This is a genomic window from Streptomyces sp. NPDC002853 (assembly GCF_053591915.1).
On sequence record NZ_JBSFUS010000007.1, the window covers coordinates 129,032 to 155,298 of the forward strand.

General features: G+C 70.7%; 22 protein-coding genes. 19 read left to right on the forward strand and 3 right to left on the reverse strand.

Annotation, left to right across the window (positions count from 1 at the left end; genetic code table 11):
* Entirely contained in the window at positions 1 to 1,938 is a 1,938-nt protein-coding gene (locus tag ACWD02_RS20205) for a molybdopterin oxidoreductase family protein (RefSeq protein ID WP_451212373.1), read from the reverse strand.
* Between the two features lie 48 nt (positions 1,939 to 1,986).
* Positions 1,987 to 2,964, reverse strand: a complete 978-nt coding sequence (locus ACWD02_RS20210; RefSeq protein ID WP_451212376.1) for a 2-dehydropantoate 2-reductase — start codon at positions 2,962 to 2,964, stop codon at positions 1,987 to 1,989.
* Between the two features lie 226 nt (positions 2,965 to 3,190).
* On the opposite strand from ACWD02_RS20210, the gene ACWD02_RS20215 reads away from it, so the two are divergent.
* The 4 genes from ACWD02_RS20215 (at position 3,191) to ACWD02_RS20230 (ending at position 6,485) form a co-directional block, all read left to right on the forward strand.
* Positions 3,191 to 4,525, forward strand: coding sequence for an OFA family MFS transporter (locus ACWD02_RS20215; RefSeq protein ID WP_451212379.1), 1,335 nt, complete (start codon positions 3,191 to 3,193; stop codon positions 4,523 to 4,525).
* On the forward strand, positions 4,494 to 4,637 hold the full coding sequence (locus ACWD02_RS20220; protein ID WP_451212382.1) for an MFS transporter small subunit: 144 nt from the start codon (positions 4,494 to 4,496) through the stop codon (positions 4,635 to 4,637). Before ACWD02_RS20215 ends, ACWD02_RS20220 begins: the two co-directional genes overlap by 32 nt.
* Positions 4,638 to 4,759: 122 nt before the next feature.
* Positions 4,760 to 5,707, forward strand: coding sequence for a beta-ketoacyl-ACP synthase III (locus ACWD02_RS20225; protein WP_451212385.1), 948 nt, complete (start codon positions 4,760 to 4,762; stop codon positions 5,705 to 5,707).
* 97 nt (positions 5,708 to 5,804) lie between these two features.
* The gene (locus tag ACWD02_RS20230; protein WP_451212387.1) at positions 5,805 to 6,485 is read left to right on the forward strand and encodes a GntR family transcriptional regulator; all 681 of its coding nucleotides are present in this window, start codon (positions 5,805 to 5,807) and stop codon (positions 6,483 to 6,485) included.
* A gap of 4 nt (positions 6,486 to 6,489) precedes the next feature.
* Here ACWD02_RS20230 and ACWD02_RS20235 read toward each other — a convergent pair whose 3' ends face one another.
* Positions 6,490 to 6,906, reverse strand: a complete 417-nt coding sequence (locus ACWD02_RS20235; RefSeq protein WP_451212390.1) for a PaaI family thioesterase — start codon at positions 6,904 to 6,906, stop codon at positions 6,490 to 6,492.
* 236 nt (positions 6,907 to 7,142) lie between these two features.
* Between ACWD02_RS20235 and ACWD02_RS20240 the strand changes: the two genes are divergently transcribed.
* The 15 genes from ACWD02_RS20240 (at position 7,143) to ACWD02_RS20310 (ending at position 26,180) form a co-directional block, all read left to right on the forward strand.
* Positions 7,143 to 8,324, forward strand: coding sequence for an ROK family transcriptional regulator (locus ACWD02_RS20240; RefSeq protein ID WP_363207731.1), 1,182 nt, complete (start codon positions 7,143 to 7,145; stop codon positions 8,322 to 8,324).
* Positions 8,325 to 8,504: 180 nt separating this feature from the next.
* Positions 8,505 to 10,022: a sugar ABC transporter ATP-binding protein gene (locus tag ACWD02_RS20245; protein WP_451212394.1), complete on the forward strand. Its 1,518-nt coding sequence runs from the start codon at positions 8,505 to 8,507 to the stop codon at positions 10,020 to 10,022.
* Positions 10,019 to 11,038 carry an ABC transporter permease gene (locus tag ACWD02_RS20250; protein ID WP_451212397.1) on the forward strand — a complete coding sequence of 340 codons (1,020 nt, stop codon included), beginning with the start codon at positions 10,019 to 10,021 and terminating at the stop codon, positions 11,036 to 11,038. Before ACWD02_RS20245 ends, ACWD02_RS20250 begins: the two co-directional genes overlap by 4 nt.
* A 57-nt stretch (positions 11,039 to 11,095) precedes the next feature.
* Positions 11,096 to 12,145 (forward strand): substrate-binding domain-containing protein, encoded by a 1,050-nt coding sequence (locus ACWD02_RS20255; RefSeq protein WP_451212399.1) that lies wholly within the window; start codon positions 11,096 to 11,098, stop codon positions 12,143 to 12,145.
* Between the two features lie 48 nt (positions 12,146 to 12,193).
* Positions 12,194 to 13,411: a Gfo/Idh/MocA family protein gene (locus tag ACWD02_RS20260; protein WP_451212402.1), complete on the forward strand. Its 1,218-nt coding sequence runs from the start codon at positions 12,194 to 12,196 to the stop codon at positions 13,409 to 13,411.
* 12 nt (positions 13,412 to 13,423) lie between these two features.
* Positions 13,424 to 14,425, forward strand: coding sequence for a sugar phosphate isomerase/epimerase family protein (locus ACWD02_RS20265; RefSeq protein ID WP_363207726.1), 1,002 nt, complete (start codon positions 13,424 to 13,426; stop codon positions 14,423 to 14,425).
* Between the two features lie 217 nt (positions 14,426 to 14,642).
* On the forward strand, positions 14,643 to 17,156 hold the full coding sequence (locus ACWD02_RS20270; protein WP_451212405.1) for a PQQ-dependent sugar dehydrogenase: 2,514 nt from the start codon (positions 14,643 to 14,645) through the stop codon (positions 17,154 to 17,156).
* A gap of 18 nt (positions 17,157 to 17,174) precedes the next feature.
* Positions 17,175 to 18,557, forward strand: a complete 1,383-nt coding sequence (locus ACWD02_RS20275; RefSeq protein ID WP_451212408.1) for a ThuA domain-containing protein — start codon at positions 17,175 to 17,177, stop codon at positions 18,555 to 18,557.
* 101 nt (positions 18,558 to 18,658) lie between these two features.
* Positions 18,659 to 19,846 (forward strand): inositol-3-phosphate synthase, encoded by a 1,188-nt coding sequence (locus tag ACWD02_RS20280; protein ID WP_451212411.1) that lies wholly within the window; start codon positions 18,659 to 18,661, stop codon positions 19,844 to 19,846.
* 50 nt (positions 19,847 to 19,896) lie between these two features.
* Positions 19,897 to 21,171: an SCO3242 family prenyltransferase gene (locus tag ACWD02_RS20285; RefSeq protein ID WP_451213334.1), complete on the forward strand. Its 1,275-nt coding sequence runs from the start codon at positions 19,897 to 19,899 to the stop codon at positions 21,169 to 21,171.
* Positions 21,168 to 22,106: a sugar phosphate isomerase/epimerase family protein gene (locus ACWD02_RS20290; RefSeq protein WP_451212413.1), complete on the forward strand. Its 939-nt coding sequence runs from the start codon at positions 21,168 to 21,170 to the stop codon at positions 22,104 to 22,106. Before ACWD02_RS20285 ends, ACWD02_RS20290 begins: the two co-directional genes overlap by 4 nt.
* The gene (locus ACWD02_RS20295; RefSeq protein WP_451212416.1) at positions 22,103 to 22,786 is read left to right on the forward strand and encodes an EboA domain-containing protein; all 684 of its coding nucleotides are present in this window, start codon (positions 22,103 to 22,105) and stop codon (positions 22,784 to 22,786) included. Before ACWD02_RS20290 ends, ACWD02_RS20295 begins: the two co-directional genes overlap by 4 nt.
* Positions 22,786 to 23,634, forward strand: a complete 849-nt coding sequence (locus ACWD02_RS20300; protein ID WP_451212419.1) for a TatD family hydrolase — start codon at positions 22,786 to 22,788, stop codon at positions 23,632 to 23,634. Before ACWD02_RS20295 ends, ACWD02_RS20300 begins: the two co-directional genes overlap by 1 nt.
* Positions 23,635 to 23,637: 3 nt before the next feature.
* The gene (gene eboE / locus ACWD02_RS20305) at positions 23,638 to 24,807 is read left to right on the forward strand and encodes a metabolite traffic protein EboE (protein ID WP_451212421.1); all 1,170 of its coding nucleotides are present in this window, start codon (positions 23,638 to 23,640) and stop codon (positions 24,805 to 24,807) included.
* Entirely contained in the window at positions 24,804 to 26,180 is a 1,377-nt protein-coding gene (locus ACWD02_RS20310) for a nucleotide pyrophosphatase/phosphodiesterase family protein (protein WP_365815979.1), read from the forward strand. The genes eboE and ACWD02_RS20310 overlap by 4 nt, the downstream gene beginning before the upstream one ends.
* The last annotated feature ends 87 nt before the right edge of the window (positions 26,181 to 26,267 follow it).

Sequence of the window (26,267 nt, forward strand, 5' to 3'; positions counted from 1 at the left end):
TCACCTCACCTCACTGGACCTCGCCGGCACGGTCAGCTTGTCGATTCGTATCGCCGACGCCTTGAACTCCGCCGTGCCCGCGATCGGGCAATTGGCCTCGATCGTGAGCTGGTTGGTGTCGACCTCGTCGGGGAAGTGCATGGTCATGAAGGCCAGACCGGGGCGCAGCCCGGGGTCCACCCACACGGGCGCCGTCACCGCACCGCGCCGGGACGACACGCGGACCTGCTCGCCGACCACGACCCCGTAACGCTCCGCGTCCTCGGGGCACAGCTCGACGTACTCGCCGCGCCGCAACGGCGAGGCGAAACTCCCGCTCTGCACACCGGTGTTGTAGGAGTCGAGCCGCCGCCCGGTCGTCAGGCGGATCGGGTAGGAGTCGTCGGTGAGGTCGACCGGCGGATCGTGCGCGACGAGCCCGAAGGGCGCGAGTACTCCGCGTCGCGCCGGGTCCGCCTCCCACAACCGGCCGTGCAGGTACGTCGGTTCGACCCGCTCCTCCGACGGGCAGGGCCACTGGATGCCCTGCAGGGACTCGAGGCGGTCGTACGTCATGCCCCAGTGATCGGGCGACACCGACCGCAGTTCGTCCCAGACCGCCTGCGCGTCCGCGTACTTCCAGTCGTGGCCGAGCCGTTCGGCGAGGTCGCAGAGGATGTCGATGTCCTCGCGCGCCTCGCCGGGCGGCCGCACGGCCTTGCGCACCCGCTGCACGCGCCGCTCGCTGTTGGTCGTCGTGCCGTCGGTCTCCGCCCAGGCGGCGGTCGCGGGAAGGACGACATCGGCGAGCTCGGCGGTCTTGGTGAGGAAGATGTCCTGGACCACGAAGAAGTCCAGGGCCCGCATCCGCCGTATCGCCTGCTCGCTGTCCGCCTCCGACTGGGCGGGGTTCTCGCCGATGCAGTAGACGGCCTTGAGCGACCCCTCTTCCATCGCCTCGAACATCTCGGTCAGGTTCAGCCCGTAGCGCGGCTGTATGACGGTGTCCCAGGCCGTCTCGAACTTCAGCCGCGAGTCGGGGTCAAGAATGTCCTGGAAGCCCGGCAGGCGGTTGGGGATCGCCCCCATGTCGCCGCCGCCCTGCACGTTGTTCTGCCCGCGCAGGGGTTGCAGGCCCGAGCCGTAGCGCCCCACGTGGCCGGTCAGGAGCGAGAGGTTGATCAGGGCGCGGACGTTGTCGGTGCCGTTGTGGTGCTCGGTGATGCCGAGGGTCCAGCACAGCTGGGCTCGTTCGGCGCGTGCGTAGGCGTGTGCCAACTCCCTTATCGCGGCGGCCGGTACGCCCGTCACCTTCTCGGCGAGTGACAGGGTCCATGGCTCGACCAGGGCCGCGTACGCCTCGAAGCCGGACGTGGCCCGTTCGATGAACGCCCGGTTGGTCAGGCCCGCGTGGATGATCTCGCGGCCGATCGCGTGCGCCATCGGGATGTCCGTGCCGACGTTCAGGCCGAGCCAGCCCTCCGCCCACTCGGCGGTCTTGGTGCGGCGCGGGTCGACCGCGTACATGCGGGCGCCGTTCCTGATCCCCCGCAGGACGTGCTGGAAGAAGATCGGGTGCGCAAAGCGGGCGTTGGAGCCCCACATCACGATCAGGTCGGTGTGCTCGACCTCTTCGTAGGAAGACGTGCCGCCGCCCGAGCCGAAGGCCGCGGACAGGCCCGCGACACTCGGGGCGTGGCAGGTGCGGTTGCAGGAGTCGACGTTGTTCGTGCCCATCACCACGCGGGCGAACTTCTGTGCCACGTAGTTCATCTCGTTGGTCGCGCGGGCGCAGGAGAACATGCCGAAAGCGCCACGTGCGGCCTGCAGACCCTCCGCGGTGCGGGCCAGCGCCTCGTCCCAGGTGGCCCGGCGGAACGGCTCGTCGCGGGAGTCGCGTACGAGGGGGTGGGTGAGCCGGGTGTAGGTGGTGGGCACCCGGTCCCGTTTCCTGCTCATGGCGCGCTCCAGGTGGTCCGGCTCATGGCGCGCTCCTCGTGTTCTCGTTCATGCCGCGCTCCTCATGCGGTCGGCCAGCAGATCCGAGATGGCGTGGACGGTTCGGAGCGTCGGCACCGGGACCCCGGTGATCTCCGCGAGCTCCACGACGGCCGCGAGCAGCACGTCGAGTTCAAGGGGTTTGCCGCGCTCCAGGTCCTGGAGCGTGGAGGTGCGGTGGTCGCCGACGCGCTCGGCGCCCGCAAGGCGCCGCTCCACGGAGATGTCCGGGCGGCAGCCGAGTGCCGCCGCGACGGCGAGCGTCTCGTTCATCATGATCTCGATGACGCGGCGCGTGCCGCCGTGCAGGCACATCTCGCGCATGGTGGCGCGGGAGAGCGCGCTGATCGGGTTGAAGGAGATGTTGCCGAGCAGCTTGATCCAGATGTCGCCGCGCAGTTCGGGCTCGACGGGACACTTCAGGCCGCCGGCCCGCATCGCCTCGCTGAAGGCGAGACAGCGCTCGGAGCGCGAGCGGTCCGGCTCCCCGACGGAGAACCGGGTGCCCTCCAAGTGCCGTACGACGCCGGGGCCTTCGAGCTCGGTCGCCGCGTACACCACGCACCCGATGGCCCGCTCGGGCGCGATCACCGCACTGACCGCGCCGTCGGGGTCCACGCTGCTGACGCGGTGGCCGTCGTGCGGGCCGCCGTGCCGGTGGAAGTACCACCAGGGGATGCCGTTCTGGGCGGCTATCACCGCCGTGCTGTCGTGCAGGAGCGGCTCGATCAGCGGCCCGCACGCCGCGTACGAGTTGGCCTTCAGGCCCAGGAAGACGTAGTCGACGGGGCCGATGTCGGCCGGGTCGTCGGTGGCGTGGGCCCGCGCGGTGAAGTCGCCGCGCGGGCTGTGGACACGTACTCCGTGCTGCCTCATGGCCGCCAGATGCGGTCCACGGGCGACGAGATGGACGTCGGCACCGGCGCGGTGCAGCGCGGCTCCGACGTAGGCGCCGATCGCACCGGCGCCGAGGACTGCGACTTTCACGGTGGCGCGCTCCGTTCGGTTGAGGGATCCGAAGAAGGCTCGGGGTCGACATCGCATGGCGCCGGCACGGCGAGGGTTCGCCATCGGATGCCATGACTGTCGATGGAATATTGTCTACAGTATGGAAGTTGGGCCAGCAAGAGGTCGCGCGCCACATTGCATACCGTCGACGGAATCGCGCTTGCCTCTTCCCAACTCCCCTCCCGGCTTCCTACTGTTCGGGATCATGAGGCCCCCCGTCGCACCACCGGGATGGAGCCGCTGGCTCGTACCGCCCGCCGCACTGTCCGTTCACCTCTCCATCGGCCAGGCCTACGCCTGGAGCGTCTTCAAACCCCCACTGGAATCAGCACTCCACCTCAGCGGCACCCAGAGCGCCCTCCCCTTCCAGCTCGGCATCGTGATGCTCGGCCTCTCGGCGGCCTTCGGCGGCACCCTCGTCGAGCGCAACGGCCCGCGCTGGGCGATGACGGTCGCCCTCGTCTGCTTCTCGTCCGGCTTCCTGATCGCGGCCCTCGGCGCGGCGATCAGCCAGTACTGGCTGATCGTCTTCGGCTACGGTTTCGTCGGCGGCATCGGCCTGGGCATCGGCTACATCTCGCCCGTGTCGACCCTGATCAAGTGGTTCCCGGACCGTCCCGGCATGGCGACCGGCATCGCGATCATGGGCTTCGGCGGCGGCGCGCTCATCGCGTCCCCGTGGTCCGCGCAGATGCTGGACTCCTTCGGCTCGGACAACGACGGCATCGCGCTCGCCTTCCTCGTGCACGGCCTCACGTACGCCGTCTTCATGGCGCTCGGCGTGTTCCTGGTGCGGGTGCCGCGTACGGAAGGGGCCCGGACACCCGGCGCTCCCGGCGTGCTCGACGGCCCGCAGGTGTCCGCGCGGGCAGCCGTGCGGACACCCCAGTTCTGGTGCCTGTGGCTCGTGCTCTGCATGAACGTGACCGCGGGCATCGGCATCCTGGAGAAGGCGGCGCCGATGATCACCGACTTCTTCGCCGACACCTCGACGCCGGTCTCGGCCGCGGCGGCGGCGGGCTTCGTCGCCCTGCTCTCCGCGGCGAACATGGCCGGACGCATCGGCTGGTCGTCGACGTCGGACCTGATCGGACGAAAGAACGTCTACCGCGTCTATCTGGGCGTCGGGGCGCTGATGTATCTCCTGATCGTCCTCTTCGGGGACGAATCGAAGCCGCTGTTCATCGTCTGCGCGCTGGTGATCCTCTCCTTCTACGGAGGCGGCTTCGCGACGGTTCCCGCGTATCTGAAGGACCTCTTCGGGACCTACCAGGTGGGCGCGATCCATGGCCGTCTCCTCACGGCCTGGTCGACGGCGGGCGTTCTCGGTCCGCTGATCGTCAACTGGGTCGCCGACCGCCAGGAAGAGGCGGGCAAGAGTGGGGCGGGGCTCTACGGCCTCTCCCTCACGATCATGATCGGTCTGCTTGTCATCGGCTTCGTGGCGAACGAGTTCGTCCGCCCTGTGCACGCCCGCCACCACATCCCCGCCCCGAGGGAGGAAGCCCATGACGGCACCGACCAGCACGCCGCCAAGTGATCCGCCCCGCCGCCGGGCGCTGATCGTCGCCGCCTGGGTCTGGGTGGGGGTTCCGCTCGCATATGGGGTGTATGAGCTCGTACACAAGGCCACCCAGCTCTTCACGGGGTGACGTGATGATGAGAAGTCGCCAAACCCATCGCCCGATTCCTGTCGCTTTACGCGTCCTGTTACCGGTGAGTCGCTGAGCAGACTGGACGGTCCCGCATCTCCGGCAACAAGGGGGACCCGTTCATGCACGGCTCACGCATCGCCGCCGTCGGCCACTACCAGCCCGCCAAGATCCTCACCAACGAGGATCTGGCGGGCATGGTCGACACCAGCGACGAGTGGATCCGCTCCCGCGTGGGCATCCGCACCCGTCACATCGCCGGACCCGACGAGCCGGTCGACGAGCTCGCCGCGCACGCGGGGGCCAAGGCCGTCGCCGCGGCGGGGCTCGCGCCCGACGCCATCGACCTGGTCCTGGTCGCCACCTCGACCGCGATCGACCGCTCGCCGAACATGGCGGCGCGGGTGGCGGCCCGCCTCGGCATCCCGTCGCCGGCCGCCATGGACATCAACGTGGTCTGCGCGGGCTTCACGCACGCGCTCGCCACGGCCGACCACGCCGTACGGGCCGGGGGTGCCACCCGGGCCCTGGTGATCGGCGCGGACAAGATGTCCGAGGTGGCCGACTGGACGGACCGCACCACGTGCGTCCTGGTCGGGGACGGGGCGGGCGCGGCCGTCGTCGAGGCGTGCGGGCCGGGCGAGGAGGCCGGCATCGGTCCCGTGCTCTGGGGCTCGGTGCCCGAGATGGGCAACGCCGTCCGGATCGAGGGCACGCCCCCGCGGTTCGCGCAGGAGGGTCAGAGCGTCTACCGCTGGGCGACGACACAGCTGCCGCCACTCGCCCGCAAGGCCTGCGAGAAGGCCGGTCTCACCCCCGCCGACCTGGCGGCGGTCGTCCTGCACCAGGCCAACCTGCGGATCATCGAGCCGCTCGCCGAGCGGATCGGCGCGGTCAACGCGGTCGTCGCGCGCGATGTCGTGAACTCCGGCAACACCTCGGCGGGCAGCATCCCGCTCGCCCTGTCCAAGCTGGTGGAGCGCGGCGAGATCAACCACGGGGACCCGGTGCTGCTCTTCGGCTTCGGCGGGAACCTGTCGTACGCGGGCCAGGTCATCCGCTGCCCGTAGCGGGTACACCCCGTGTGACGGGAGCGACTCCCCCTGGTGCTGGCCATTGTGCTCAGTAGACTGTAGACAAAAGGCAATCGTCGAGGAGGGGACCGCGATGTTGTCCACAGGACTGCCGCAGGGGGCGGTGCCCAAGCTGGAACGCCCTGGTCCGCTCCGGGAGCGGGTCTACGAGGCGCTGCTCGAACTCATCACGACCCGCGCGCTCCAGCCGGGCCAGCACCTCGTGGAGAGCGAACTGGCCGGGCACCTCGGGGTGTCACGGCAGCCCGTGCGCGAGGCGCTGCAGCGGCTCAACACCGAGGGCTGGGTCGATCTGCGGCCCGCCCAGGGCGCGTTCGTGCACGAGCCCACCGAGGAGGAGGCGGACCAGCTGCTCACGGTGCGCACGCTCCTGGGGGCGGAGGCGGCCCGGCTCGCCGCCGCCAACACGGGCACCGCGGGAATCACCGCGCTGGAAGAGCTGTGCGACAAGGGCGAGAAGGCCGTCGCCGACGGCGAGGTGGACCTGGTGGTGGCCACGAACGCGGCCTTCCACGCCAAGGTCATGGAACTCGCGGGCAATGTCGTCCTCGCCGAACTCGCCGGGCAGGTGGACCGCCGGGTGCGCTGGTACTACACGCCGGTGGCCCGTCAGCGCGGCAAGCAGTCCTGGATCGAGCACCGCAGGCTGATCGCGGCGATCGCCGAGCGCGACGAGGGCCGGGCCACGGAGATCATGCGCGCGCACACGGAACACACCCGCGAGACATACCACCGGCGGGACCGCGACGCCTGACGCGTCAGCCCTCGCGGGCCGCGAGGACCGCCTGCGTCTGCGTGGTCTGCCCGGCGAGGCGCCCTTCGTCGTCGTGGACCTCGGTCTGTACGACGACGAAGGAGCCGCCCACGTGCAGCGGGCGGGCCACGGCGCGGGCGCCGCCGGTGCGCACGGCGCGGAAGAAGTTCGTCTTGGACTCCACCGTGGACGTGCTCGCGCCCGCGGGCAGATTGAGGTAGGCGCAGACCGCGCCCACGGTGTCGGCGAGCGTCATGAGCGCACCGCCGTGCAGGACGCCGCCCACCGTGCACAGCTCCGCCGACCAGGGCAGCACGCCGCAGGCACGCTCGGCCGTGGCCTCGTCGAGGGTGATGCCCAGGTGCCGGGCGAAGGGGAGAGCGGCCAGGAGGTCGGCTGTACGCGCTGTGTCTGAAGGCATGCGCCCACTGTGCCCGTGACGCACAAGGGGGTCGATTACCTCGGAGGTCATGCGGGGGACAGGTCTGTCCGCCTCTTTGTCCTGTGACTGGAGAAAGTCGTGGGTAATTCGTGCGCAACTTCTTCCCACTCCCGGCAGGCGCTGCTACGTTCCCCTCGAAAGCCCGGCGAGAAGAACGAAAGCCGGGCGTGACGACATGAGTTGCCCGATGAGGCGGGGAGGGGCGCGTGAGACGTATGACGGCTCGACCCGCCAATGCGCACCAGGCGCGACTGCTGCGGCTGCTGCGTGACGGAGGGCCCAACTCCCGTGCCCAGCTGGGCGATCAGGTCGACCTCTCGCGGTCGAAGCTGGCCGTCGAGGTGGACCGGCTCCTGGAGACCGGACTCGTGGTCGCCGACGGACTCGCCGCCTCGCGCGGCGGCCGCCGCTCCCACAACATCCGCCTGGCCCCCGCCCTCCGCTTCCTCGGCGTGGACATCGGCGCGACCTCGGTCGACGTAGCGGTGACCAACGCCGAGCTGGAGGTCCTCGGCCACATCAACCAGCCCATGGACGTGCGCGAAGGCCCCGTCGCCGTCTTCGAGCAAGTCCTCGCCATGGCGGCCAAGTTGAAGGCCTCCGGGCTCGCGGAAGGGTTCGACGGCGCCGGCATCGGCGTCCCGGGTCCCGTCCGCTTCCCCGAGGGCGTCCCGGTCGCCCCGCCGATCATGCCGGGGTGGGACGGCTTCCCCGTACGGGAGGCCATCAGCCAGGACCTGGGCTGTCCCGTCATGGTCGACAACGACGTGAACCTGATGGCGATGGGGGAACAGCACGCGGGCGTCGCACGCTCCGTGGGTGACTTCCTCTGCGTCAAGATCGGCACGGGCATCGGCTGCGGGATCGTCGTCGGCAGCGAGGTCTACCGAGGGGTGACCGGCAGCGCGGGCGACATCGGCCACATCCAGGTCGAACCGGACGGGCGGCCTTGTGCCTGCGGCAACAAGGGCTGCCTCGAGGCGTACTTCAGCGGCGCGGCACTCGCCCGCGACGCGGAGGACGCCGCCGGTCAAGGGCTCTCCCAGGAGCTCGCGACCCGCCTGGAAGCCGCAGGGAAGCTCAGCGCGATCGACGTCTCGGCGGCAGCCGCCGCCGGTGACGCCACCGCACTCGACCTCATCCGCGCGGGCGGCAACCGCACCGGACAGGTCATCGCGGGCCTCGTCAGCTTCTTCAACCCGGGCCTCGTGGTGATCGGCGGCGGTGTGACCGGCCTCGGCCACACGCTGCTCGCCGCCATCCGCACCCAGGTCTACCGCCAGTCGCTGCCCCTGGCGACCGGCAACCTCCCCATCGTCCTCGGCGAGTTGGGGCCGACCGCCGGAGTCATCGGCGGCGCCCGGCTCATCAGTGACCACCTGTTCTCACCGGCCTGATCCGTACGCACCACCCGTACCACCTGTACGACCCGTACGACGCCCCGCACCACACCTCACCCAGTACAGCGCGCTGCCTCGCCCTGCTCCGGAACACCTCCGCCCCCGCGAGGGGCCATCGCCCTACCCCGCCCTGCCCTGAAACCGGCCGCACCCGCCGACCCGCCCAAGGGAACCGTCATGGCACCAGAACCACCGCTGCTCACGATGTCCGGCATCACCAAGTCGTTCCCCGGCGTCCGCGCCCTCGACGGCGTCGACCTCCAGGTCCAGGCCGGCGAAGTGCACTGCCTCCTCGGCCAGAACGGCGCCGGGAAATCCACGCTCATCAAGGTCCTCGCCGGGGCCCACCAGCCCGACGACGGCGAGATCACCTGGCGCGGCGAGCGCACCACGCTCAAGTCGCCGATCGCCGCCATGCGCCTCGGCATCGCCACCATCTACCAGGAGCTCGACCTGGTGGAGCACCTGTCCGTCGCCGAGAACGTCCACCTCGGGCATGAGCCGACCGCCGCCGGTTTCGTCGTCAAGGGGCGGGAGGCCAAGGCGTCGACCGCCGCCCTGCTCAAGCGGCTCGGGCACGGCGAGATCGACCCGGGGACGCTCGTCGGTGAACTCTCCGCCGCCCATCAGCAGATCGTCTCCATGGCCCGCGCGCTCTCGCACGAAGTACGCCTCATCGTCATGGACGAGCCGTCGGCCGCCCTCGACCCCGACGAGGTCGACAACCTCTTCCGCATCGTCGGCGACCTCACGGCGGACGGGGTCGCCGTCGTCTACATCTCCCACCGCCTCGAAGAGATCCGCCGCATCGGCGACCGCGTCACCGTCCTCAAGGACGGCCGGGCGGTGGCCGGCGGACTCCCCGCGAAGGAGACCCCGACCCGCGAGGTCGTCGCCCTGATGACCGGGCGCAACGTCGAGTACGTCTTCCCGGACAGGCCGACCGGACCCCCCACCACCGAACCGGTGTTGAAGGTCACGGGCCTCGCCCGCACGGGCGAGTTCGAACCCATCGACCTCGAACTGCGCCCCGGCGAGATCGTGGGCCTGGCCGGTCTCGTCGGCTCCGGGCGCTCCGAGATCCTGGAGACCATCTACGGCGCGCGCAAGGCGACCGGCGGTCAAGTGATGCTGGGCGGCCAGGTGTTGAAGCCCGGCAGTGTGCGCGCCGCCGTCCGCGCGGGGCTCGGCCTGGCACCCGAGGAGCGCAAGGCGCAGGCCCTGCTGATGCTCGAATCGGTCACCAACAACGTGTCGGTCTCCTCCATGTCCCGCTTCTCGCGCGGCGGTTGGCTCGACCGGGGCGCGGAGAGGAAGGCCGCACAGACCGCCACCCGCGAGCTGTCCCTGCGCCCCGACAACCCCACCGCACCCGTGCGCACGCTCTCCGGCGGCAACCAGCAAAAAGCCGTCCTGGCCCGCTGGCTGCTCCGCGGCTGCCGCGTCCTGCTGCTCGACGAGCCCACCCGCGGCGTCGACGTCGGCGCCCGCGCCGAGCTGTACGCCGTGATCCGCCGCCTCGCCGACGACGGCCTCGCCGTCCTGCTCGTCTCCAGTGAAGTGCCCGAAGTCCTGGGCCTCGCCGACCGTGTCCTGGTCCTTCGCGAGGGCCGCGTCGTCCATACGGCGCCCGCCCGTGACCTCGACGAACACCGCGTACTCGACCTCGTACTCGAAGGGAGCCCGGCGTCATGACGCAGCCCGCATCGCCGCCACGGCCCGCCACATCGAAGAGTGGCCCTGCGGACGGCGCAAGCCCGTTGCGGACACTCTCCGCACGTGCCGACGTGCGGACGCTGTCCCTGCTCGGCGTGCTCGCCGTCCTGATCCTGATCGGCGGCATCACCCAGCCCGACTCGTTCCTCGACACCGACAACGTCCAGCTGATCCTGACCCAGGCGTCCGTCATCGGCGTCGTCACGGTCGGCATGACCTTCGTGATCATCTCCGGTGGCATCGACCTGTCGGTCGGCGCGATCGTCGCGCTCGCCTCGGTGTGGGCGACGACGGTCGCCACCCAGGAGTACGGCGTGGCGGGAATCCTGTTCACCGCCGTGATCGTCGGTCTGGCCTGCGGCCTCGTCAACGGAATGCTCATCGCGTACGGCGGGATGGTGCCGTTCATCGCGACCCTCGCCATGCTGGCGTCGGGCCGGGGCCTCGCGCTCGAGATCACCGACGGCAAGACCCAAATGGTCACCGTGGACGGGGTGTTGAAGCTCGGCGAGCGCGACTCCTACATCCTCGGCATACCGCCGCTCGTGCTCGTCTTCGCGGCCGTCACCGTCGTCGGCTGGCTGCTCCTGAACCGCACCACCTTCGGACGGCGCTCGGTCGCCGTCGGCGGCAACGCGGAAGCGGCACGGCTCGCCGGCATCGACGTACGCAGGCAGCGGCTCTACCTCTACCTGCTCTCCGGACTCTGCTGCGGCATCGCGGCCTTCATGCTGATCATCCTCTCCGGGTCGGGCCAGAACACCAACGGCAATCTGTACGAGCTCGACGCCATCGCCGCCGCGATCATCGGCGGCACCCTGCTCAGCGGCGGCCGGGGCACCATCATCGGCTCCGTGCTCGGCGTCCTGATCTTCATCACGATCCAGAACATCTTCGCGCTCAACAACCTGGAGACCGCCGTCCAGCAGATCGCCAAGGGGGCGATCATCGTCGCCGCGGTGCTGGTCCAGCGACGAACGTCCGCAACTCATTGACGTGTTGCCTCATCTGATCCCCGATCCCTGACCCGCAGACCCGAAGGGTTCACCGCCATGCCAGACACATCCCCATTCGCGAGCCGCAGAGGACTGCTCTTCGGAGCCGCCGCCCTGTCGACCGGTGCCCTCATCACCGGGTGCACCAGCAACGAGCCCAAGGACGAAGGGTCGGACAGCAAGGACCAGCCGGTCGCCGACGACAAGCCCGGCAAGGAGGTCACCATCGGCTTCGCGGGTCCGCAGGCCGACCACGGCTGGCTCAACGCGATCAATGACAACGCCAAGGAGCGGGCGAAGAAGTACTCGGACGTCACCCTTGAGTCCACCGAGGGCTCGAACGACACCGCGGCCCAGATCGGCCAGGTCGAGACGCTGATCAACAAGAAGGTCGACGTCCTGGTGATCCTGCCGGCCGACGGCAAGGCGCTCACCCAGGTCGGCCTGAAGGCCATGAAGGCGGGCATACCCGTCGTCAACCTCGACCGGGTCTTCGCGTCACCGCAGGCCTACCGCTGCTGGATCGGCGGCGACAACTACGGCATGGGTCTCAACGCCGGGCACTACATCGGCGAGAAGCTCAAGGGCAAGAAGAACGCCAAGGTCGTCGAGCTCGCGGGTCTCGACAACCTCGAACTGACGAAGCAGCGTTCCAAGGGTTTCGACGACGCCCTGAAGAACTACTCGAACATCGAGAAGGTCGCCCGGCAGGCCGCCGAGTTCACCGTCGAGTCGGGTCAGCAGAAGATGTCCCAGCTCCTGCAGGCGCAGAAGAACTTCGACGCCCTGTGGAACCACGACGACGACCAGGGCGTGGGCGCCCTGCGCGCCATCAAGCAGGCCGGCCGTGACGACTTCCTGATGGTCGGCGGCGCCGGTGCCCTCTCCGCGATGCAGGCCATCGAGTCCGACGACAGCGTCCTCAAGGCCACCGTGCTCTACCCGCCGACCATGGCCGCCTCCGCGATCGACCTGGCGCGTGCGCTCGGCCAGGGCAAGGGCGTCAGCGGGATGGCCGAGTTCGAGATCCCGGCCTTCATCACGCTCTACTCCGCCGTGGTCGACAAGGAGAACGTCGGCAAGTACATGTCCACCGGCTTCAAGTGATCCGCGCGTCCGCACCCCCCACCGAGCATTTACGAGGAGGAGTAACGCATGCGTGAGACGGAACACGAGGCCGGGACAGGGAAGCGGTCCTTGGGAGTGGGCATGATCGGCTACGCCTTCATGGGTGCCGCCCACTCCCAGGGCTGGCGCACTGTCGGACGCGTCTTCGACCTGCCGGTACAACCGGTCCTCTCGGCGGTCTGCGGACGCGACGCCACCGCGGTGCGTGCCGCGGCGGACCGCCTCGGGTGGGCGGCGGCGGAGACCGACTGGCGCGCCCTCGTGGCCCGTGACGACGTCGATCTCGTCGACATCTGCACCCCCGGCGACAGCCACGCGGAGATCGCCATCGCGGCGCTCGACGCGGGCAAGCACGTGCTGTGCGAGAAGCCCCTGGCGAACACCGTCGAGGAGGCCGAGGCGATGGTCGAGGCCGCCGAGCGGGCCCGTGCGCGGGGGCAGGTGGCGATGGTCGGCTTCAACTACCGCCGGGTCCCCGCCCTCGCGCTCGCCCGGCAGATGGTCGCCGAAGGCCGGCTCGGCACGCTGCGGCACGTCCGGCTCACGTACCTCCAGGACTGGCTGGTCGACCCCGGCTTCCCGCTCACCTGGCGGCTGCGCAAGGACCGGGCGGGGTCGGGCGCGCTCGGCGACCTGGGCGCGCACATCGTGGACCTCGCGCAGTTCCTGGTGGGGGAGCCGGTGGCGGGCGTCTCGGCGCTGACGGAGACGTTCGTACGGGAGCGTCCGCTGCTCGACGGGGCGTCGAGCGGGCTCACCGCGGAGGGAGGCAGCGCGCTCGGCCAGGTCACGGTGGACGACGCGGCGGTCTTCACGGGACGCTTCCCGTCGGGAGCCCTCGCCTCCTTCGAGGCGACCCGCTTCGCAGCGGGCCGCAAGAATGCCCTGAAGCTCGAACTCAACGGCTCTGACGGGTCGTTGGCCTTCGACCTGGAGCGCCTGAACGAGCTCTCCTTCCACGACCACACGGAGCCCGCGGCGTCATCGGGCTTCCGGCGCATCCTGGTGACCGAGCCCGGCCATCCGTACCTGGAGGCCTGGTGGCCGCCGGGGCACGGACTCGGCTACGAGCACACGTTCGTGCACCAGGCGCGCGACCTGCTGCATGCCGTCGCCACCGGAGAGCAGCCCGAGCCGTCCTTCGCCGCGGGCCTGTCGGTGCAGCGGGTGCTCGCCGCGGTGGAGGAGAGCGCGGCGAAGAACTCGGTCTACACCTCCGTAGCGTCCACCCCCGTCACGGTCTGAGGAGGCCTGTTCATGCCCCGCGACTTCACGCTCTTCACCGGCCAGTGGGCCGACCTGCCGCTGGAGGAGGTCTGCCGGCTCGCCCGCGACTTCGGCTACGACGGCCTCGAACTCGCCTGCTGGGGAGACCACTTCGAGGTCGACAAGGCGCTGAGCGACAGTTCCTACCTGGACTCGCGCCGTCAGCTCCTCGACAAGTACGGCCTCAAGTGCTGGGCCATCTCCAACCACCTGGTCGGGCAGGCCGTCTGTGACGCGATCATCGACGAGCGGCACCAGGCGATCCTGCCCGCCCGCATCTGGGGCGACGGGGACGGCGAAGGCGTAAGGCAGCGAGCCGCCCGCGAGATGGAGGACACGGCGCGCGCGGCGGCCGCCTTCGGCGTCGACACGGTCGTCGGCTTCACGGGCTCGGCGATCTGGCATCTGGTGGCGATGTTCCCGCCCGCGCCGGAGTCGATGATCGAGCGCGGCTACGACGACTTCGCCGAACGCTGGAACCCGATCCTCGACGTCTTCGACGTACAGGGCGTGCGCTTCGCCCATGAGGTGCACCCCTCAGAGATCGCGTACGACTACTGGACGACGCAGCGCGCCCTGGAGGCGGTCGACCACCGCCCGGCCTTCGGCCTGAACTTCGACCCCTCGCACTTCGTGTGGCAGGACCTGGACCCGGTCGGCTTCCTCTACGACTTCCGGGACCGGATCTACCACGTCGACTGCAAGGAGGCCCGGCGCCGCCTGGACGGCCGCAACGGCCGCCTGGGCTCGCACCTCCCGTGGGGCGACCCGCGCCGCGGCTGGGACTTCGTGTCGGCCGGCCACGGGGACGTCCCCTGGGAGGACGTGTTCCGGATGCTGCGCTCGATCGCGTACGAGGGTCCTGTCTCGGTCGAGTGGGAGGACGCGGGGATGGACCGCCTCCAGGGGGCGCCCGAGGCGCTGAAGAGCCTGAAGGCCTTCGACTTCGAGCCGCCGACGGCGTCGTTCGACGCGGCGTTCGGCGGGAACTGAGCCGCCACGAGCGGCAGTGCCGCGGAGCCACTTTGTCCTGGGCAAGGAAAAAGCTGAACTTCATTGCTGTGCAAGGGCTTTCCGTCCCGGACAAACGTGGCTACCGTCCCTGATGTGTACAGGACATGAACCTCTCCGGGGTGACGGCGCACCCCGGCGCCCAGCGCCCTCTTCGCACCACGCCCGCGTACGACCGTCCCCCTTCCGGAGGAACCCCGTGCACAGGAAACGCCTCAGACTCGGTAAGACCCACAGCCTTCGCAAGACCCTCGCCCTCTTCACCGGCACCCTGCTGGCCGGTGCCACCCTCAGCCTCACCGCCCCCACCGCGAACGCCGCCGACCCGGAGGCCGTCCGCGCAGCCCAGGCCCAGGCGGACAAGGCGGCTGCGGGCAAGGCCGCCGCGGCCGAGGACTTCCAGCAGGTCACCCTCGCCAAGGGCGAGCCCGAGACCGGCGAGCCCATGACACTCGCCGTCCTGCCCGACCGCTCCGTCCTGCACACCTCCCGCGACGGCACGCTCCGCCTCACGGACGCCGCGGGCAACACCAAGATCGCGGGCAAGATACCGGTCTACACGCACGACGAAGAGGGCCTCCAAGGCGTCGGCCTCGACCCGAAGTTCAGCGAGAACCGCGCGATCTACCTCTATTACGCGCCCCCGCTCGACACCCCGGCCGGTGACGCACCGGAGACCGGCACGGCCGAGGACTTCAAGAAGTTCGACGGCGTCAACCGCCTCTCCCGCTTCGTCCTGAAGACCGACGGCACCCTCGACAACGCCAGCGAGAAGAAGGTCCTCGACGTCCCCGCCAGCCGCGGCATCTGCTGCCACGTCGGCGGCGACATCGACTTCGACAAGGACGGCAACCTCTACCTCTCGACGGGCGACGACTCCAACCCCTTCGCCTCGGACGGCTTCACGCCCATCGACGAGCGCGCCGACCGCAACCCCGCCTTCGACGCCCGCCGCGGCGCCGGCAACACCAACGACCTGCGCGGCAAGATCCTGCGCATCAAGGTCGCCGACGACGGCTCGTACACCGTCCCGGACGGCAACCTCTTCGCCCCGGGGACGGACAAGACCCGCCCCGAGATCTACGCGATGGGCTTCCGCAACCCCTTCCGCATGAGCGTCGACAAGCCCACCGGCACGGTCTACGTCGGTGACTACGGCCCCGACGCGGGAGCCGCCGACCCCAAGCGCGGCCCCGCGGGCCAGGTCGAGTTCGCCCGCGTGACCAAGCCGGGCAACTTCGGCTGGCCGTACTGCACCGGCAAGAACGACGCCTACATCGACTACGACTTCGCCACGCAGACCTCCGGTGCCGCCTTCGACTGCGCCGCGCCGAAGAACGACTCCCCGCACAACACCGGCCTGACCGACCTGCCGGCCGCGCAGGAAGCCTGGATTCCGTACGACGGAGGTTCCGTCCCCGAGTTCGGCTCCGGCTCCGAGTCCCCGATGGCAGGGCCCGTCTACCGCTATGACGCCGCCAACACCTCCCCGGTGAAGTTCCCGGAGGCGTACGACGGCGACTTCTTCGCCGGCGAGTTCGGACGGCGCTGGATCAAGCGCATCGAGCACGGCGCGGACGGCACGGTCCAGTCCATCAACCCGTTCCCGTGGACCGGCACCCAGATCATGGACATGGAGTTCGGCCCCGACGGCGCGCTCTACGTTCTCGACTACGGCACGGCCTGGTTCGGCGGCGACGAGAACTCCGGCCTCTTCCGCATCGAGAACGCCACCGACGGCCACTCCCCGGTCGTCGAGGCGAGCGCCTCCGTGACCAGCGGACAGGCCCCGCTCAAGACCAAGTTCACCGCGAAGGCCACGGACGCCGACGGCGGCACCCTGACCTACGCGTGGGACTTCGGTGACGGCGGCAAGTCGACCCAGCAGAACCCCTCGTACACGTACAAGAAGAACGGCGTCTACACCGCGACCGTGACCGTCAAGGACTCCACCGGGCGCACCGGTTCGGCCAGCGCGCACGTCACCGTCGGCAACACCGCGCCCAAGGTCACCCTGGAACTCCCGGGCGACGGGCAACTGTTCACCTTCGGCGACAAGATCCCCTTCAAGGTCAAGGTGACCGACAAGGAGGACGGCCCGATCGACTGCACGAAGGTCAAGGTCACCCACATCCTCGGCCACGACAGCCACGGCCACCCGGTGACCTCGGCCAACGGCTGTGAGGGCACCCTGCAGACGTCCGCGGACGGCGAACACGACCCGAACGCCAACATCTTCGGGGTCTTCGACGCCGAGTACACCGACAAGGGCGCAGGCGGCCAGCCCGCGCTGACCACCCACGACCAGAACGTCGTCCAGCCCAAGCACCGCCAGGGCGAGCACTACAACGACTCCAAGGGCGTCTCCGTGGTGAACCACACCCCGGCGCACGGCGGCAAGACGGTCGGCGAGATCAACAACGGCGACTGGATCTCCTTCGAGCCCTACATCCTCGGCAACGCCACCAAGCTGACCGCGCGCGTCGCGTCGGCCGGCGAGGGCGGCACGCTCGAGGTCCGCAGCGGATCGGCCACCGGCAGGCTCCTGGGCAAGGCCAAGGTCGCACCGACCGGCGGATGGGAGACGTACGCGGACGTGAGCGCCGCCATCAGCAAGGCACCCAAGAAGACGACGACGCTCTTCCTGGTCTTCAAGGGCAAGGGTTCCGGAGCTCTGTACGAGGTCGACGACTTCACCTTCACCACGCGCTGAGGAAGGGGCCACCCCACCATGCGGGCATCCGCACGCATCACCATCGCCACCGCTACGGCCGCCCTGCTCATCGGCTGCGTGTCGGGTCCTGCGGCCTCCAGGCCGGAAGGACCCGCGGGTTCCGCGGGCAAGGCCGCCGGTGAGAAGGTCCTGGTCTTCTCCAAGACCGCGGGCTTCCGCCACGACTCGATCCCTGAGGGCATCGCGGCCATCAAGGAGCTGGGCGCGGCGAACGGCTTCACGGTCGACGCCACCGAGGACGCGAAGGCCTTCACGGCCAAGAACCTCGCGCGGTACGACGCCGTGATCTGGCTCTCCACGACCGGCGATGTCCTCGACGGCAAGCAGCAGGCCGCTTTCGAGGGCTACATCAAGAAGGGCGGCGGGTACGTGGGCGTCCACGCCGCCGCCGACACCGAGTACGACTGGCCCTTCTACGGCGGACTCGCGGGCGCGTACTTCCAGTCGCACCCCGCGATCCAGCCCGCGAAGGTGCAGGTCGAGGACCACGGGCACCCGTCCACGGCACATCTGCCGGGGATCTGGGAGCGGACCGACGAGTGGTACAACTACCGTTCCAACCCCCGCGACCACGCCCATGTCCTCGCCTCGCTCGACGAGTCGTCCTACACGGGCGGCTCGATGTCGGGCGACCATCCCATCGCCTGGTGCCAGGACTACAAGGGGGGCCGCTCCTTCTACACGGGCAGCGGCCACACCAAGGAGTCGTTCGCCGACCCCGCGTACCGCACCCATCTGCTCGGCGGAATCCGCTGGGCGGCGGGTGCGGCGCAGGCCGACTGCCGCCCGGAGAAGGGCTACACGCCCCTCTTCGACGGCACGGCCAAGTCGCTCGAGGCCTGGAAGCAGGCGGGTCCCGGTTCGTTCGAGGTGAACGAGAAGGACGGGACCCTGACGACTGTCGGCGGCATGGGCATGCTCTGGTACGACGGGGCGAAGGAGCTCGGCTCCTACTCCCTGAAGCTGGACTGGCGCATGGACGGCGACGACAACTCGGGGATCTTCGTGGGCTTCCCGCCCTCCGACGACCCCTGGTCGGCCGTGAACAACGGCTATGAGATCCAGATCGATGCCACCGACGTCCCGGAGAAGACCACGGGCTCCGTCTACGGCTTCAAGTCCGCCGACCTGAAGAAGCGCGACAAGGCGCTGAATCCGGCGGGGGAGTGGAACACGTACGAACTCCGGGTCGAGGGCGAACGCCTTCGGATCTATCTCAACGGAGTGAAGATCAACGACTTCACCAACACGGATCCGGCGAGGAGCCTCAAGGACGGTCACATCGGCATCCAGAACCACGGTGCCGACGACCAGATCTCCTTCCGTGACATCCGGGTGAAGGACCTGCCGGCCCGCACCGCGTCCGGCGTGGGCCGCTAGACGGCGGCGGGCGGAGGACGCCGGACCTCCGCCCGCCGTCTTATCCCCGTCCGCCGTCCCATCCCCCGCGGGTTTCGCCGCGTGTACGACAGGAGGCAGCCATGTCCAACTCTTCCTCTACCGGTTCTTCTGGTTCACCTGCTACTGGTGCTGGTACTGGTGCTCCGGGTGGCGGGCCGACCGGGGTGTGGCTGATCGGGGCGCGCGGTTCGGTCGCCACGACGGCTGTCGCGGGGTGCGCTGCCGTGACGGCCGGGCTCCACCCGCCGACCGGCATGATCACGGAGACCCCGCCGTTCGCGGACTGCGGTCTGCCAACGTTGTCGTCGCTCGTCTTCGGCGGCCACGACACGGTGGAGTGCCCGCTGCCCAAGCGTGCGGAGCAGCTGGCCGCCGGGGGCGTGCTCCCGCACGGCGTCCCCTCGGCGGTGGGCGCCGAACTGGCCGCGGCGGACGCCGAGATCCGCATGGGCGGGCCGCGCCGCGGGGACTCCGACACCAGGACGGACGAGGAGCTGATCGAGTCCTTCGCCGCCGACCTCCGCGATTTCGTACGCCGCCGGGGGCTCGCCCGTGCGGTGGTGGTGAACGTCGCCTCGACGGAACCGCTGCCGGTGGAGGGCGAGGACAGGCTCCCCGCCAGCTCCCTCTACGCGGCGGCGGCGCTGCGGGCAGGCTGCCCGTACGTGAACTTCACCCCGTCGGCGGGCTTGCACCACCCGGCGCTCGCGTCCCCGGCGGCCTCGTCCGGGCTCCCTTACGCGGGCCGGGACGGCAAGACGGGCCAGACCCTCCTCCGCTCGGTCCTCGGCCCGATGTTCGCCCAGCGTGCGCTGGCCGTCCGCGCCTGGTCCGGCACGAACCTCCTGGGCGGCGGCGACGGCGCCGCCCTCGCGGACCCCGCCGCGGCCGCGGCGAAGAACGCGGGCAAGGAACGGGTCCTCGCCGACACGCTCGGCTCCGCCCCGGAGGGCGAGGTCCACATCGACGACGTCCCGTCGCTCGGCGACTGGAAGACCGCCTGGGATCACATCGCGTTCGACGGGTTCCTCGGCGCGCGGATGGTCCTGCAGACGACCTGGCAGGGCTGCGACTCGGCCCTGGCGGCGCCGCTGATCCTGGACCTGGCACGCCTGACGGCCCGCGCCCACGAGGTCGGCCTGACCGGCCCGTTGGGCGAACTCGGCTTCTTCTTCAAGGACCCGGACGACGGCTCGTCGTCGGCGCTGGCCGAGCAGTACGAGGCGCTCGTGGGCTTCGCGTCGCGGCTGCGGGGGGTGAGTGCGTGAAGGGGGCTGGTGCTGTGGGCGCTGGTGGCGGTACGGGCGGTGGTACGCCTCTGGGGGCAGGCCGCGATTGGGCCGAACTGCTGCGCGTGTCCGCGCTGTTCACCGTTCCGGGGGACGCCCTGGCCGGTGCGGCGGCGACAGGGCTGAACCCCAACCGCCGCACGCTCCTGGCCATCGCCGCCTCCCTCTCCCTCTACGAAGCGGGCATGGCTCTCAACGACTGGGCCGACCGGAAGGAGGACGCGGTCGAACGCCCGCACCGCCCGCTGCCGTCCGGCCGCATCGCTCCACCGGTCGCCCTGGGCGCGGCGGCGGCTCTGACGGCAGGGGGCCTGGCCCTGGCCGCCGGTGCGGGGCGCCCCGCCCTGACGGTGGCGGGCGCGTTGGCGGCCACGGTGTGGGCCTACGACCTGGGCCTCAAGCACACTCCGGCGGGCCCGGTGGCCATGGCCGGGGCCCGCTCCCTCGACTTGCTGCTGGGGGCGGCGGCTACTTCGGCGGGGGCTGGGGCGGGGGCGGGGGCAGCGGGGGTGGCTGGTACTGGGCTACGGGGTTCCGTTTCAGCTCTTCGCGCTGCCGGGCCCTCCGCCCTCGTTCTGGGCGCCCACACCCTCGCGGTGACCGCGGTCTCGCGCCGCGAGGCACAGGGCGGCTCCACGGCGACCCCCCTGGCCGCACTCGCCGCGACAGCCGCACTCACCCGACTACTGACCCCAGGCGCTGGCGCCAACGCCGACGCCGGTGCCGGTGCCGGTGCCAGTGCCAGTGCCAACGGTGGCCGCGGGTTTGCTACCGCAGACACCGGCGCGAGCGTGGGCGCCGGCGTGAGCGCCAGCGCTGGCTCAGGCGTCGGCACCGGCGCGAGCACCGGCACGGGAACCTCCCAACTCCCGGCAGGCCGCGGCGGAGCAGCCACCCGCGGCCTGCCGGGCTTCACCCCGGGGGAGCCGTCACGGGGCCGCCGTGTGGTGGGGCAGGTGATGGGGCTGACGGCAGGACAGGCGGTGGGCCGAGCGTGGCGCACCGGCGGCGTGACCGGGCCCGCCTCAGGACAGTCCGGCAGCGCCTGGCGGACCGGAGCTCGCGGTGCTGTCCAGGCCGCGCTCGCCGTCACCTACGCGGCCACCGCGGCCCGCCCCTTCTTCCACGCCGCGCTCAACCCGTCCCCCCAACTCACCCAGCGGGCCGTGGGCGGCGGCATCCGAGCCATGATCCCGCTCCAGGCCGCGCTCTCCGCCCGCACCGGCGCCCTGGGCCCCGCGCTGCTGACCGCCGCGCTGGCTCCGGCGGCCCGCAAGTTCGGCCGGAAGGTGAGCGTCACATGACCGAGACGATGGACGGGGCAGGCGTTCCGCGTGCTGCTGGGCGTCGGCCTTTGCGGTTCGGGTACGGCACCAACGGCCTGACCGACCTGCGGCTCGATGACGCCCTCGGGCTCCTCGCCGATCTCGGCTACGCCGGCGTCGGACTCACCCTCGACCACATGCACCTCGATCCCCTCGCCCCCGACCTCGCCGCCCGCACCCGCCACGTGGCCCGCAGCCTGGAACGCCTCGGTCTGACGGTGACGATCGAGACCGGCGCCCGCTACGTGCTCGACCCGCGCCGCAAGCACGGCCCCTCGCTCCTCGACCCCGACCCGGACGCACGCGCAGCCCGCGTCCGCCTGCTGATCCGTGCCGTGCAGGTCGCCGCCGACCTGGGCGCCCACGCCGTGCACTGCTTCAGCGGCATCACCCCCGAAGGCACCCCGGAGGACACCGCCTGGCAGCGCCTCGCCGAAGCCCTCGGCCCGGTCCTCGACGCCTCGTCCGGCGCCGGCGTCCCCCTGGCCATCGAACCCGAGCCCGGCCACCTCCTCTCCACCCTCGCCGACTTCCACCGGCTCCGTCACGCACTGGGCGACCCCGAGAACCTGGGCCTCACCCTCGACATCGGCCACTGCCAATGCCTCGAACCGCAGTCACCCGCCAACTGCGTACGCGCCGCCGCCCCCTGGCTGCGGCACGTCCAGATCGAGGACATGCGCCGCGGCGTCCACGAACACCTCCCGTTCGGTGACGGCGAGATCGACTTCCCGCCCGTCCTCGAAGCCCTGGCCTCCACCGGCTACCAGGGCCTCACCGTCGTCGAACTGCCCCGCCACTCCCACGCCGGCCCACAACTCGCCTCTCACTCCATCGAGTTCCTGCACAGGGCGGCCGCCGAAGCGACCCGCACAGCGCCGATCCCCACCCCGGCCGGAGGAGGAACCCCGTGACCGAAGCCCCCGTCATCGAAGACCTCCGCACCCGCATCGAAGCCACCCTCGGCGGAGCCGCCCGCGCCTGGCTGGACCAGGCCACCGCGGAGGCCGCCGCCCACCGCGACAGACCGGCCCACCACACGACCCCCGTGTGGGAGCTGCGCTTCGCCGAGGCCGGACGACGCTGCGGCCAGGACCACGCCGACGCCGCCCGCGTTCTGCTCCTGCACGCGGCCGGAGCGGACCCGGCCACCCTCACCCGTATCTACGGACAGGGCACCGCCGCCGAACGCCGCGCCGTCCTGCGGGCCCTGCCCCACCTGGTCCAGGGCCCCGAGGCGCTGCCCCTGGTCGAGGACGCCCTGCGCACCAACGACACGCGGCTCGTCGCCGCCGCCGTCGGCCCGTACGCCGCCCGGCACCTCCCTTCGCACGACTGGCGGCACGCGGTCCTGAAATGCCTGTTCACCGGCGTCCCCGTGGAAGCCGTAGCCGAACTGGACCGCAGGGCCGCCGCCGACGCCGAGCTCGCCCGCATGCTCGGCGACTACGCCGGCGAACGCACCGCCGCCGGTCGTACCGTCCCCGACGATCTGCACCGCGTCCTGGCCCTGACCGCCCCTACGGCCCCCTCGGCCGCAGCGGCGCCCCCGGCCCCCACGGCCCCTTCCACCGGCGAGGAACAGGAGTCCTGATGCGCATTTTCGACCCCCACATCCACATGACGTCCCGTACCACCGACGACTACCAGGCCATGTACGCCGCAGGCGTCCGTGCCGTCGTCGAGCCCGCGTTCTGGCTTGGCCAGCCCCGCACCTCACCCGCCTCCTTCTTCGACTACTTCGACTCGCTCCTCGGCTGGGAACCCTTCCGCGCGGCCCAGTACGGCATCGCCCACCACTGCACCATCGCCCTCAACCCCAAAGAGGCGAACGACCCCCGCTGCACCCCCGTCCTGGACGAACTGCCCCGCTATCTCGTCAAGGACAACGTCGTGGCCGTCGGCGAGATCGGCTACGACTCCATGACCCCCGCCGAGGACGCCGCGCTCACCGCCCAGCTCCAGCTCGCCGCCGACCACGAGCTGCCCGCGATGGTCCACACCCCGCACCGCGACAAGCTCGCGGGCCTGCGCCGCACCCTCGACGTCGTCCGGGAGTCCGCACTGCCCCTGGACCGTGTCCTCGTCGACCATCTCAACGAGACCACGGTCAAGGAGGCCAAGGACAGCGGCTGCTGGCTCGGCTTCTCCGTCTATCCCGACACCAAGATGGACGAGGACCGGATGGTGGCCATACTGCGCGACCACGGGCCCGAGCGGGTCCTGGTCAACTCGGCCGCCGACTGGGGCAAGAGCGACCCCCTCAAGACCCGAAAGGTCGCCGACGCCATGCTCGCCTCCGGGTTCAGCGAGGACGACGTCGACCTGGTGCTCTGGCGCAACCCGGTCGCCTTCTACGGACTCAGCGGCCGCCTCGCGCTCGACGTCACGGACACCGAAGGCACCCACGAGGGCAACTCCATCCTTCGCGGCGGGGAGTGAGCCATGCGCTTCCGGCACCCCGACGGCACCGTCGTCCACCTCGCGTACTGCACCAACGTCCACCCCGCCGAAACCCTCGACGGCGTCCTCGCCCAGCTCCGCGACCACTGCGAACCCGTACGCAAACGGCTCGGCAGGGACCGCCTGGGCATCGGCCTGTGGCTCGCCAAGGACGCCGCGCGCGCCCTCGTCACCGATCCGGCCGCGCTGCGCGGCCTGCGCTGCGAGCTCGACCGGCGCGGCCTCGAGGTCGTCACCCTCAACGGCTTCCCGTATGAAGGGTTCGGTGCGGAAGAGGTCAAGTACCGCGTCTACAAACCGGACTGGACCGACCCCGAGCGGCTGTCTCACACAACCGACCTGGCTCGTCTCCTTGCCGCCCTCCTCCCGGACGACGTCACCGAGGGCACCATCTCCACCCTTCCTCTCGCCTGGCGCACCCCGTTCGACGTCACGCACGCCGAGGCCGCCCGCACTGCCCTCACTGCGCTCGCTCAACGCCTTGACGCGCTCGCCGAGCTGACCGGCAAGTCGATCCGCGTCGGCCTCGAACCGGAGCCGGGCTGCACCGTGGAGACCACGGGCGACGCGATCGCCCCTCTCACGGCGATCGGCCACGACCGCATCGGTGTCTGCGTCGACACCTGCCATCTCGCCACCTCCTTCGAGGACCCGCAGACCGCGCTCGACGCCCTCGCCGTCGCGGGCATCCCCGTCGTCAAGTCCCAGCTCTCCGCCGCCCTGCACGCCGAACACCCCCATCTCCCCGAAGTCCGCGAGGCCCTCGCCGCCTTCGACGAACCCCGCTTCCTGCACCAGACCCGCACCCGCACCGCGGCCGGACTGCGCGGCACCGACGACCTCGGACAATCCCTCGCCGGTGACTCGCTGCCCGAGACGGCACCCTGGCGCGCCCACTTCCACGTCCCCCTGCACGAGCCTCCCGCGCCTCCCCTCACCTCCACGCTCCCCGTACTCAAGGACACCCTCGCCCTCCTGGTCGGCGGGCCCGACCCCCGCACCCGGCACCTCGAGGTCGAGACCTACACCTGGCAGGCGCTGCCGCCCGAGCTGCGCCCCCGCTCCCGCCCCCAGCTCGCCGACGGGATCGCCGCCGAGCTCACCCTCGCCCGCGATCTCCTGACGGACCTCGGCCTGAAGGAACTGCCATGAGCCCCACACCCCTCCTCGTCCTGGACGTCGTCGGCCTCACCCCCCGTCTCCTCGACCACATGCCGCACCTCAAGTCCCTCGGACAGTCCGGCTCCCGGGCCCCGCTCGGCACGGTGCTGCCCGCCGTCACCTGCGCCGCCCAGTCGACCTTCCTCACCGGCACCACCCCCGCCGAACACGGCATCGTCGGCAACGGCTGGTACTTCCGCGAGCTCGGCGACGTACTCCTGTGGCGCCAGCACAACGGCCTCGTCGCCGGCGACAAGCTGTGGGACGCCGCCCGTCGCGCGCACCCCGGCTACACCGTCGCCAATATCTGCTGGTGGTACGCCATGGGCGCCGACACCGACATCACCATCACCCCCCGCCCCGTCTACTACGCCGATGGCCGCAAGGAGCCCGACTGCTACACCCGGCCCCCGGCCCTGCACGACGAACTCACCGACAAATTCGGTACGTTCCCCCTGTTCCACTTCTGGGGCCCCGGTGCCGACATCGTCTCCAGCCGCTGGATCGTGAACGCCACGCGTCACATCCTCAGCACCCGCCACCCCGACCTGGCCCTCTGCTACCTCCCGCACCTCGACTACGACCTGCAGCGCTTCGGCCCCGACGACCCGCGCTCCCACCGGGCCGCCGCCGAACTCGACGCGACCATCGCCCCCCTCCTCGACGAGGCGAAGGCCGAGGGCCGCACCGTCGTCGCCCTGTCCGAGTACGGCATCACCCGCGTGGACCGCCCCGTCGACATCAACCGCGCCCTGCGCCGTGCCGGCCTGCTCGAAGTGCACACGCAGGACGGCATGGAGTACCTGGACCCCATGACGTCGCGCGCTTTCGCCGTCGCGGATCACCAGATCGCCCACATCTACGTGCGCAGGCCCGAGGACCTGGAGGTCACGCGTCAGGCACTCGCCGACCTGCCCGGAATCGAGCAACTCCTCGACGACGAGGGCAAGAAGGCGCACCACCTGGACCACCCGCGCTCCGGCGAACTCGTCGCCGTCGCGGAGCCGGACGCCTGGTTCACGTACTACTACTGGCTCGACGACGACCGCGCGCCCGACTTCGCGCAGCTCGTCGAGATCCATCGCAAACCCGGCTACGACCCCGTCGAGCTCTTCATGGACCCCGAGGACCCCTACGTCCGCGTCAAGGCCGCGTCCGCGCTGGCCCGCAAGAAGCTCGGCATGCGCTACCGCATGGCGGTCGTGCCCCTGGACGCGTCACCTATTCGAGGCAGCCACGGCCGCCTTCCCCTGAGCGACGACGACGGTCCGCTCATCATCAGCTCCACCCCCCATGCGTTTCCCGACCGGATCGCGGCCACCGCCGTGAAATCCCTGCTCCTCGACCTGGCCGGCCTGGGCTGAAGAGCAGTTACAGAGAGTGAAGCACGCGCCACTGACAACGCGCCAGTGGCACCCGCCCGCACGTCGAAAGATCCGGGAAAACCCCGA

What these genes read in the sequence shown, in the direction of transcription:
- ACWD02_RS20235 (WP_451212390.1), bottom strand. Translation starts at nt 6,906, where the DNA reads ATGCCTTCAGACACAGCGCGTACAGCCGACCTCCTGGCCGCTCTCCCC.
- ACWD02_RS20290 (WP_451212413.1), top strand. Translation starts at nt 21,168, where the DNA reads ATGACCGAGACGATGGACGGGGCAGGCGTTCCGCGTGCTGCTGGGCGT.
- ACWD02_RS20230 (WP_451212387.1), top strand. Translation starts at nt 5,805, where the DNA reads ATGTTGTCCACAGGACTGCCGCAGGGGGCGGTGCCCAAGCTGGAACGC.
- ACWD02_RS20260 (WP_451212402.1), top strand. Translation starts at nt 12,194, where the DNA reads ATGCGTGAGACGGAACACGAGGCCGGGACAGGGAAGCGGTCCTTGGGA.
- ACWD02_RS20205 (WP_451212373.1), bottom strand. Translation starts at nt 1,938, where the DNA reads ATGAGCAGGAAACGGGACCGGGTGCCCACCACCTACACCCGGCTCACC.
- ACWD02_RS20240 (WP_363207731.1), top strand. Translation starts at nt 7,143, where the DNA reads ATGACGGCTCGACCCGCCAATGCGCACCAGGCGCGACTGCTGCGGCTG.
- ACWD02_RS20255 (WP_451212399.1), top strand. Translation starts at nt 11,096, where the DNA reads ATGCCAGACACATCCCCATTCGCGAGCCGCAGAGGACTGCTCTTCGGA.
- ACWD02_RS20245 (WP_451212394.1), top strand. Translation starts at nt 8,505, where the DNA reads ATGGCACCAGAACCACCGCTGCTCACGATGTCCGGCATCACCAAGTCG.
- ACWD02_RS20215 (WP_451212379.1), top strand. Translation starts at nt 3,191, where the DNA reads ATGAGGCCCCCCGTCGCACCACCGGGATGGAGCCGCTGGCTCGTACCG.
- eboE (WP_451212421.1), top strand. Translation starts at nt 23,638, where the DNA reads ATGCGCTTCCGGCACCCCGACGGCACCGTCGTCCACCTCGCGTACTGC.
- ACWD02_RS20300 (WP_451212419.1), top strand. Translation starts at nt 22,786, where the DNA reads ATGCGCATTTTCGACCCCCACATCCACATGACGTCCCGTACCACCGAC.
- ACWD02_RS20280 (WP_451212411.1), top strand. Translation starts at nt 18,659, where the DNA reads ATGTCCAACTCTTCCTCTACCGGTTCTTCTGGTTCACCTGCTACTGGT.
- ACWD02_RS20220 (WP_451212382.1), top strand. Translation starts at nt 4,494, where the DNA reads ATGACGGCACCGACCAGCACGCCGCCAAGTGATCCGCCCCGCCGCCGG.
- ACWD02_RS20275 (WP_451212408.1), top strand. Translation starts at nt 17,175, where the DNA reads ATGCGGGCATCCGCACGCATCACCATCGCCACCGCTACGGCCGCCCTG.
- ACWD02_RS20225 (WP_451212385.1), top strand. Translation starts at nt 4,760, where the DNA reads ATGCACGGCTCACGCATCGCCGCCGTCGGCCACTACCAGCCCGCCAAG.
- ACWD02_RS20250 (WP_451212397.1), top strand. Translation starts at nt 10,019, where the DNA reads ATGACGCAGCCCGCATCGCCGCCACGGCCCGCCACATCGAAGAGTGGC.
- ACWD02_RS20265 (WP_363207726.1), top strand. Translation starts at nt 13,424, where the DNA reads ATGCCCCGCGACTTCACGCTCTTCACCGGCCAGTGGGCCGACCTGCCG.
- ACWD02_RS20310 (WP_365815979.1), top strand. Translation starts at nt 24,804, where the DNA reads ATGAGCCCCACACCCCTCCTCGTCCTGGACGTCGTCGGCCTCACCCCC.